Origin of the sequence: Kitasatospora putterlickiae (assembly GCF_039527695.1) — a bacterium.
In the GTDB taxonomy this organism is placed as follows: Bacteria; Actinomycetota; Actinomycetes; order Streptomycetales; family Streptomycetaceae; genus Kitasatospora; species Kitasatospora putterlickiae.
Genome location: NZ_BAAAKJ010000176.1, coordinates 15572 through 18154 on the forward strand (window position 1 = coordinate 15572; position 2583 = coordinate 18154).

Sequence of the window (2583 nt, forward strand, 5' to 3'; positions counted from 1 at the left end):
CACCGCCCCGGCCGTTCTCCGCGTTCACCACCGCGGCTCTTCGCGCCCTCAGCGCCGCCGCACCGGCCGGGCGAGCGCCACGGCCAGGACCGCCACGGCGGCCAGCGCCAGCAGCACCGCGCGGCCGCCCGGCACCGGTCCGGCCAGGTGGACGCCGAGCACCGGCAGCGCGGTGCCGAGCGCCGTCCCGAGACTGCGGGCCATGTTGACCATGCCACCGCCGACGGCCGAGCACTCGGCCGGTATCGCCCGCATCACCAGCGCGTTGTTGGCGGGCAGCAGCAGGCCGAGCCCGCCGCCGGTCACCAGCAGGGGGAGGGCCGGCGCCAGGGCGGGGGCGCCCAGTACGGGGAGCAGGACGCAGCCCAGCAGCCCGGCCCCGGCGAGGGAGGCGCCGAAGCGGCAGCGGGTGACGTCCGACCAGCCGCGCGGCAGCAGCGCGCCGCCCAGCGTCGCGGCCACCGCGAACGCGGCCGGGAGCACGGTGATCACCAGGCCCGCCCGCCCGGTCGACAGGCCCGCCTCGGCGAGCAGCACCGGGCCGAGCACCAGCGGGCAGAACAGCAGCAGGTAGCCGATCAGCGAGACGGCGAGGCCGGGGCGCACCCCGGGGGTGTTGACCAGGCCGGGGGCGAGGATCGGCCGGGTGGCGCGGCGTTCCTGGCGGACCAGTCCGAGTCCGGACAGCACGGTGGCGAGCAGCAGCGCGCCGACCGCCCAGCCGGGCAGCGGCAGGCCGGAGGCGGCGGAGAGGGCGAGCAGCAGCGCGGTGGTGGAGCCGGCGAGCAGGAGCAGCCCGGCCAGGTCGAAGCGTCCGCCGTCCGGGTCGGGCCGGGCGGCCCCGCGGGGCGGGGGCTCCGGGCGGGCGTCGGGGCGGTGGGTCCGGGGCAGCAGGAACCAGCCGGCCAGGATGCCGATCAGCGCGACCGGCACGTTGATCCAGAACACCCAGCGCCAGGAGGCGTGCTCCACCAGCAGGCCGCCGAGGCTGGGCCCGAGCGCCAGGCCGAGGCCCTGGGCGGCGGCCTGGACACCGAGCGCCCGGCGCATCGCGTGTTCGGGCACCCCGCGGGCGACCAGGGCGACGCTGTTGGCCTGCATCATCGCGCCGCCGACGGCCTGCACGGCCCGGCAGGCGACCAGGGTGCCGAGGCCGCCGGCGAACCCGGCGGCGAGCGAGGCGAGGCCGAAGACGGCGAAGCCGCCGAGGTACACGGTCTTGCGGCCGACCAGGTCGGAGAGCCGGCCGACCGGCGCGAGCAGCGCCACCAGGACCAGCAGGTAGGCGAGGGCGACCCATTCGACGGCGGCGAATCCGGTGCCGAAGTGGCGCTGGAGCGCCGGGTAGACGAGGGCGGTGACGCTGGCGGTCAGCTGGCCGAGGAAGGCGCCCAGGCAGACGGTGCCGACGGCGAGCCAGTGGGCGTACCGCCAGCCGGCTATGCCGCGTGGCCGGGCTCGCTCGGTGAGCAGCCGGGTGGTGAGGGTCGACGCCGCGTTCATACGGCGAAATATATCGGATACAGATATGTTCTATCTACGATCTGATCTGCGTGCGACCGGTCCATCACGGAGCGGGACCGGTCGTCCCCGACCCGTCCCGGGCGTTCGGGGGGCGTCGGAGCCAGGCGCTACGCTGTCGGCCATGCCGTCGTCACCCTCCGTTCCCGAACCCGCCGCCGATCCGCAGGCCGTGGAGCCGGCGGCGATCGAACGCGCCCGGCGGCTCACCGACGCGGTGACCCGGCTGCGCCGGGCGCTGCGCAGCAGCATCCGCACCGACTACCCGTGGGAGTCCCTGCCGATGGCGCAGGTCGAACTCCTCCAGACGCTCGCCGCCGCGCCGCTGCGGGTCGGCGAGCTGGCCGCCCGGCAGCGGCTCGCCCCCAACACCGTCAGCGGACTGGTCGGCAAGCTGCTGGACGCCGGGTTCGTCGACCGCCAGACCGACCCCGGGGACCGCCGCACCGCGCGGATCGCGCTCACCCCGGCCGGGCGGCTCCAGCTCGACGACTGGCAGCGGGCCCATGAGCGGCGGATCGCCTCCGCGCTCGACACCCTCTCCCCCGCCGACCGGGACGCCGTGATGCTCGCGCTGCCGGCCTTGGAGAACCTGGCCCGCGCGCTCGCCGGGCCCGCCCACGGCTGACCGGCGCGGCCGCCGCCCGCCTCCCGCCACCCGCCACCCGCCTCCCGCCACCCGGGAAAATCCGGTACCACGGCGACGTCGGCCCGGCTACCGTCCGGCCATGGACCCCGCGCTGCTCCGCCTCGAACCCTGGACCGACGCCGACCTGGCCCTGCTGCGGCTGGTCAACACCCCGCGGATGCGCGAGCACGTCGGCGGCCCGGAGGACGAGGAGCGGATGCTGCTGCGGCACCGGCGCTACCTGGACTTCGGCCCCTCCGGCACCGGCCGCATGTACCGCGTGGTGCTGGAGCCGGAGGGGGCGGCGGTCGGCACCGTCGGCTACGCCGAGCGCGCCTGGCGGGGCGGGACCGTCTACGAGATGGGCTGGAACGTCCTGCCGCCGTACCAGGGCCGGGGCATCGCGCCGGTCGCGGCGCCGGCCGCGGTCGAGG

At 76.9% G+C, this 2583-nt stretch carries 3 protein-coding genes; 2 read left to right on the forward strand and 1 reads right to left on the reverse strand.

Going from position 1 to position 2583, the window contains the following annotated elements:
• Window positions 1-48: 48 nt before the first annotated feature.
• Window positions 49-1503: an MFS transporter gene (locus ABD308_RS17780; protein WP_344335501.1), complete on the reverse strand. Its 1455-nt coding sequence runs from the start codon at window positions 1501-1503 to the stop codon at window positions 49-51.
• 142 nt (window positions 1504-1645) lie between these two features.
• Between ABD308_RS17780 and ABD308_RS17785 the strand changes: the two genes are divergently transcribed.
• A complete protein-coding gene (locus ABD308_RS17785; protein ID WP_344335503.1) occupies window positions 1646-2149 on the forward strand; it encodes a MarR family winged helix-turn-helix transcriptional regulator in 504 nt (167 codons plus the stop codon).
• A gap of 100 nt (window positions 2150-2249) precedes the next feature.
• Window positions 2250-2583 (forward strand): GNAT family N-acetyltransferase (locus ABD308_RS17790; RefSeq protein ID WP_344335506.1); only part of this gene is annotated, 334 nt, incomplete at its 3' end.